General features: G+C 72.5%; 4 protein-coding genes. All 4 read left to right on the top strand.

Annotation, left to right across the window (positions count from 1 at the left end; genetic code table 11):
* Positions 1-167 precede the first annotated feature (167 nt).
* On the top strand, positions 168-2,345 hold the full coding sequence (locus tag GUY60_RS32145; protein WP_161704304.1) for a bifunctional polysaccharide deacetylase/glycosyltransferase family 2 protein: 2,178 nt from the start codon (positions 168-170) through the stop codon (positions 2,343-2,345).
* Positions 2,342-3,574, top strand: a complete 1,233-nt coding sequence (locus GUY60_RS32140; protein WP_161704302.1) for an acyltransferase family protein — start codon at positions 2,342-2,344, stop codon at positions 3,572-3,574. The genes GUY60_RS32145 and GUY60_RS32140 overlap by 4 nt, the downstream gene beginning before the upstream one ends.
* Positions 3,575-3,679: 105 nt before the next feature.
* The gene (locus GUY60_RS32135; protein WP_161704300.1) at positions 3,680-5,077 is read left to right on the top strand and encodes a nitrate/nitrite transporter; all 1,398 of its coding nucleotides are present in this window, start codon (positions 3,680-3,682) and stop codon (positions 5,075-5,077) included.
* Positions 5,078-5,312: 235 nt separating this feature from the next.
* Positions 5,313-6,461: a uroporphyrinogen-III synthase gene (locus tag GUY60_RS32130; protein ID WP_161704298.1), complete on the top strand. Its 1,149-nt coding sequence runs from the start codon at positions 5,313-5,315 to the stop codon at positions 6,459-6,461.
* Positions 6,462-6,513 lie beyond the last annotated feature (52 nt).

Genomic DNA, 6,513 nt, shown 5'->3' with positions numbered 1-6,513 from the left:
GGGCCGGGGCAGGGGGAGGCTGGGCCTGCGCGGCCCGGCCCCACGGCGCCGCCGCCGACCGCGCCGGAACCGGAACCGGAACCGACCGGCCCGACGGTGCCGCCGACCGAGCCGTCCGGGCCTCCCTCGGCCGGTCCCGCCCCCGGCAGCGGTGAGGGCGCCGCACGATGACGGCACCGCACCGGTACCGCGCGGCCACCGTGCCGCGCCGCCGCCTGCCCATGCGCTACCTGCTGCCCTCGCTGCTGCTCGTGGCCCTGTTCGCGATGCTGATGCTCCGCGGGTACGTGCACAGCGAGATCCTCGCCGACCACCGGGTGCGCCCGCCCGCGGCCACCGACCGGGTGCCCGAGCGGATCCTCGGCGGCGGCCCGGTGATCGACGCCCGCGACCCCGATCGGCCCGCCGAGGCCCTGCACGTACCGCGCGGGAAGCTGGTGCTGACGTTCGACGACGGGCCGGACCCGGTGTGGACGCCGAAGGTCCTCGACACGCTGCGGAGGTACCGCGCGCACGGCGTCTTCTTCGTCACCGGCGCCATGGCCGCCCGCCATCCCGAGCTGGTCGAGCGGATGGTGCGGGAGGGGCATGAGGTGGGCCTGCACACCTTCAACCACCCTGATCTGTCCTACCGGTCGGAGCGCCGCGTCGACTGGGAGCTCTCCCAGAACCAGCTCTCCCTCGCGGGCGCGGCGGGCATCCGCACGTCCCTGTTCCGGCCGCCGTACTCCTCGTTCGCCGACGCCTTCGACAACATGTCCTGGCCGGTCACCGAGTACATCGGGGGGCGTGGCTACATCACGGTCGTCAACGACACCGACAGCGAGGACTGGAAGCGCCCCGGCGTCGAGAAGATCATCCAGCGGGCCACCCCGCGCGACGGCGAGGGCGCGATCGTCCTCATGCACGACTCCGGCGGCGACCGCGCGCAGACCGTCGCCGCGCTCGACCGGTTCATCCCCGAACTGCGGCGCGAGGGCTACGAGTTCACGAATCTCACCGAGGCCATGGACGCGCCGAGCGCGCACACCCCGGTGAGCGGCTCCGAGCTGTGGAAAGGCCGCGCGTTCGTGGCCGCGGTGGGGGTCTCCGAGCACGTCACGGGCGGGCTCGTGGTGGGCCTCGCCGTCATCGGTGTCCTGGTCCTCGCGCGGTTCGGCCTGATGCTGCTGCTGTCCCGGGTGCACGCCCGCCGCACCCGCCGCCGCGGCTTCGGCTGGGGCCCGCAGGTCACCGAACCGGTCTCGGTGCTCGTACCGGCGTACAACGAGGCGAAGTGCATCGAGAACACGGTGCGTTCACTGCACGGAGGGCAGCACCCGGTCGAGGTGATCGTCATCGACGACGGCTCCGTCGACGGCACCGCCCGCCTCGTGGAGGAGCTTGGCCTGCCGGACGTCCGGGTGGTCCGCCAGCACAACGCGGGCAAGGCCGCCGCCCTCAACAGAGGCCTGGCCAACGCCCGGTACGACCTGATCGTGATGATGGACGGCGACACCGTCTTCGAGCCGTCCACCGTCCGTGAACTGGTGCAGCCCTTCGGCGACCCGAGGGTCGGCGCCGTCGCGGGCAACGCCAAGGTGGGCAACAAGGACTCGCTGATCGGCGCCTGGCAGCACATCGAGTACGTGATGGGCTTCAACCTCGACCGCCGGATGTACGACGTGCTGCGCTGCATGCCCACCATCCCGGGGGCCGTCGGCGCGTTCCGGCGCAGCGCCCTGGAGCGGGTCGGCGGGATGAGCGACGACACCCTCGCCGAGGACACCGACCTCACCATGGCCCTGCACCGCGACGGCTGGCAGGTGGTCTACGCGGAGAACGCCCGCGCGTGGACCGAGGCCCCGGAGACCGTGCGGCAGCTGTGGTCGCAGCGCTACCGCTGGTCGTACGGCACGATGCAGGCGATCTGGAAGCACCGCCGCGCCCTGGTCGAGCGCGGCCCTTCCGGGCGGTTCGGCCGCGTCGGTCTGCCCCTTGTCTCCCTCTTCATGGTCCTGGCGCCGCTGCTCGCGCCGCTGATCGACGTCTTCCTGGTGTACGGCCTGGTCTTCGGGCCCACCCTGAAGACCGTCGCCGCCTGGCTCGGGGTGCTCGCGGTCCAGGTGGTGTGCGCCGCGTATGCCTTCCGGCTCGACCGCGAGCGCATGACCCACCTGGTCTCGCTGCCGCTTCAGCAGCTGCTCTACCGGCAGTTGATGTACGTGGTGCTGCTGCAGTCCTGGATCACCGCCCTGTCCGGCGGCCGCCTCCGCTGGCAGAAACTGCGCAGGACCGGCGCCGTCGGCGCCCCCGGCGGCACGTTCGCCGCGCCCCGCCGCCCGGAACGGAGGCCGGTCGGATGAGTACCTCCACGCCCGTCACGGTGTTCGCCGAGCCCGCGCCGCCCGCACCCGAGGGCACGTCCGCCCGTGACCGCTATCTCGACCTGCTGCGCTCGCTCGCCCTGGTCCGTGTCGTGGTCTACCACCTGTTCGGCTGGGCCTGGCTGACCGTGCTGTTCCCGTCCATGGGCGTGATGTTCGCGCTCGCCGGATCCCTCATGGCGCGCTCCCTGAAGCGGCCCGCGTGGGGTGTGATCCGGGGCCGGGTGCGCCGGCTCCTGCCGCCCGTCTGGCTGTTCGCCGCCGTCGCCGTACCGCTGATGCTGTACGCGGGCTGGCAGCCGACGCGTACCGGGACCTGGATCGTCGAGCTCCTCAACTACCTCGTGCCGGTGGGCGCCCCGCTGTTCCCCTGGCACCTCGGTGACAAGGCGGGCCTGGTCGAGGACACCTGGGCGGTGCAGGCGGTCGGGCCGCTCTGGTACCTGCGCGCGTACCTCTGGTTCGTGATCGTCTCGCCGCTGCTGCTCCGGGCGTTCCGCAGGCTGCCGTGGGTGACGCTGCTCGCGCCGCTCGCCCTCACGGCCGTCGTCGGCACCGGCCTGGTCGAGATCCCCGGCGAGACGGGGAACGCGGTCACCGACTTCGCGATGTACGGCACGTGCTGGGTGCTCGGCTTCGCCCACCACGACGGGCTGCTCGGGCGGATACCCCGCCGCCTGGTGGTCTCCTGGGCCTCGCTCGTGATGGCCTTCGGCCTGTGGTGGGCCTCGGGACACCTCGGCCCGGACGGCTGGGACCTGAACGACATCCCGCTCGCCCAGGCCACCTGGTCCGCCGGTTTCGTGGTGATCCTGCTGCGGTACGCCCCGGAGTGGCGCCAACTCCCGGGCAGGCTCGGCACGTTGGACCACCTGGTCACGCTCTCCAACAACCGTGCCGTGACCATCTACCTCTGGCACAACCTGCTGATCCTGTCGACGGTGCCGCTCCTCGACCGCCTCTGGGACATCCCGTTCGTGGACGCGCATCTCTCGGGCGCCCTGGAGACCACGTACCCGGTCTGGATGTTCGTCCTGGTCTGGCCGCTGATCGGGCTCGCGGTCCTCGCCACCGGCTGGGCCGAGGACCTCGCCGCCCGCCGCCGCCCGAGACTCTGGCCGAACGGCCGCGACCGGGGCAGTGACCGGGACAGCGACCGGGACCGCGACCGGGGCAGCGGAACCCCCGTCGGCTCACACCGTGGCTGAGCCGTGGGTGAGAGCAAGGTTGCGCGGAGGTCACCTGCCGCCACGGGTCTGAAATGCGCCGTCCCTAGCGTCGTTTCCACGACCCGACGCATCTGTGGAGGCGTGATGACAGCCCCGACCACCACCGCACCCCCCTCACGTAAGGGGGCCCGCTGGATCGAGCAGTGGGACCCGGAGGACGAGGGCTTCTGGAAGGAGACCGGCTGGCATGTCGCCCGCCGCAATCTCGCCTTCTCGATCCTCTCCGAGCACATCGGCTTCTCGATCTGGACCCTCTGGTCGGTCATGGTCTTGTTCATGGGCCCGGAGTACGGCATCGACCCGGCCGGAAAGTTCTTCCTGGTGTCCATGGCCACGCTGGTCGGGGCCGTGGCGCGGGTGCCGTACACCTTCGCCGTGGCCCGGTTCGGCGGCCGCAATTGGACGATCATCGCCTCGTCCCTGCTGCTGCTCCCCACGGGCGCGGCGTTCGTGGTGATGGAGCCCGGCACCTCGTACTCGACGTTCATGCTGTGCGCGCTGCTCACCGGCGTCGGCGGCGGCAACTTCGCCTCCTCGATGACCAACATCAACGGCTTCTTCCCGCTCCGCAGGAAGGGCTGGGCGCTCGGCCTGAACGCGGGCGGCGGCAACATCGGCGTACCCGTGGTGCAGCTGGTCGCCCTCGGCGTGATCGGCGCCGCCGGCGGACCGCGCGTACTGCTCGGCATCTACCTCCCGCTGATCGCGCTGTCCGCGCTGTGCGCCGCGCTGTTCATGGACAACCTGGCGCCGGTACGCAACGACACCGGCGCCGCCAAGGAGGCCGTCCGGGACCCGCACACCTGGATCATGGCGTTCCTGTACGTCGGCAGCTTCGGCTCGTTCATCGGCTACAGCTTCGCCTTCGGCCTGGTGCTGCAGACCCAGTTCGGCCGCACGCCGCTGCAGGCCGCGTCGATCACGTTCATCGGGCCGCTGCTCGGCTCCCTGATCCGGCCCGTGGGCGGCTCGCTCGCCGACCGCTTCGGCGGCGCCCGCATCACGCTGTGGAACTTCGTGGCCATGGGCGCGGCGACCGCGGTGATCGTCGCCGCCTCCGTGCAGGAGTCGCTGACGCTGTTCACCAGCGCGTTCATCGCCCTGTTCGTGCTCACCGGGCTCGGCAACGGTTCCACGTACAAGATGATCCCCGGCATCTTCCAGGCCAAGGCGCTCGCGCAGGGCCTCGGCGGCGAGGAGGCGGCGGCCTACGGGCGGCGGCTCTCCGGCGCCGCCATGGGGCTGATCGGCGCGGTCGGCGCGCTCGGCGGGCTCGGCATCAACCTGGCCTTCCGGCAGTCCTTCCAGACCGCGGGCTCGGGCACCGGCGCCTTCGTCGCGTTCCTGGTCTTCTACGCGGCCTGCTTCGTCGTCACCTGGGCCGTATACCTTCGCCGCCCGGCCCGGAAGGCGGCCGCGCCCACCGAGGCGACGGCCGACGACGGGACGGCCGAACGGGAGCTCAGTTACGCCCAGGTGTGAGCGACGCCGGGGAGCAGGGCTCGGGGCCGGGATCCGTGACCGGGTCCCGGCCCGCCCGGCACTCGCCGTACGGGATGGGCGACGATGAGAGGACAGCGGGACCGAGCGGGATGTAACACGGACGACATCACGGCGAACCGAGCCCGTCACGGCCCGTTGACAGGCTCCGGAAAACGCCGGACGACCACGCGAGCGCGGGGCGAGACACTCATGCTCCTCAGTGAACGAGACACTCATGCACCCCAATGACCAGCAAGAACACGGACCCCTTGCAGGCTTCACCGTCGGCGTCACCGCCGCCCGGCGGGCCGAGGAACTCGGCGCGCTGCTGGCCCGGCGCGGCGCCTCGGTACTGCACGCGCCCGCCCTGCGGATCGTGCCGCTCTCCGACGACGGCGAACTCCTCGCCGCGACCGAGGAACTGATCGCGCACGCGCCCGACGTGGTGGTCGCCACCACCGCGATCGGCTTCCGCGGCTGGGTCGAGGCCGCGGACGGCTGGGGTCTCGGCGAGGCGCTGCTCGACCGCCTGCGCGGAGTGGAACTCCTCGCCCGCGGCCCCAAGGTGAAGGGCGCCATCCGCGCCGCGGGCCTCACCGAGGAGTGGTCACCCTCGTCCGAGTCGATGGCGGAAGTCCTCGACCGGCTGCTCGGCCAGGGCGTCGAGGGCCGCCGCATCGCCCTCCAACTGCACGGCGAACCGCTGCCCGGCTTCGTCGAGGCGCTACGGGAAGGCGGCGCGGACGTCGTCGGCGTGCCCGTCTACCGCTGGATGCCGCCCGAGGACCTCGCGCCCCTCGACCGGCTCATCGACGCGACCCTCGGCCGGAGCGTGGACGCGCTGACCTTCACCAGCGCACCGGCCGCCGCGTCGCTCCTCAACCGCGCCGCTGAACGCGGCCAGCGCGACGAACTGCTCGACGCCCTGCGCCACGACGTGCTGCCCGCCTGCGTCGGCCCCGTCACCGCCCTGCCGCTGCAGTCCCACGGGCTCGACACGTCCTGGCCCGAGCGCTTCCGGCTCGGCCCGCTTGTGCAGCTGCTCTGCCTCGAACTGCCCGCCCGCGCCCGTACGTTGCACCTCGCCGGGCACCGCGTCGAGATCCGCGGCCACGCCGCCCTGGTCGACGGGGAGCTGCGCGCCGTGCCGCCCGCCGGGATGTCCCTGCTGCGCACGCTGGCCCGCCGCCCCGGCTGGGTCGTGGCCCGCGCGGAACTGCTGCGCGCACTGCCCGGCGCGGGCCGCGACGAGCACGCCGTGGAGACCGCGATGGCCCGCCTGCGCACCGCCCTCGGCACGCCCAAGCTGATCCAGACCGTCGTCAAGCGCGGCTACCGCCTGGCCGTCGACCCGGCGTCGGAGTCCAAGTACGCGGACGCGTGAGGCCGAGGCGTGAGGGAGCGGTGGGCGCCCGGCCCCGTCCCGTGCCCCGCCC

The organism is Streptomyces boluensis (assembly GCF_009908195.1).
Classification (GTDB): Bacteria; Actinomycetota; Actinomycetes; order Streptomycetales; family Streptomycetaceae; genus Streptomyces; species Streptomyces boluensis.
The sequence above is the reverse complement of the archived record's forward strand: the minus strand, read 5'-3'. Positions and strand labels throughout refer to the sequence as shown.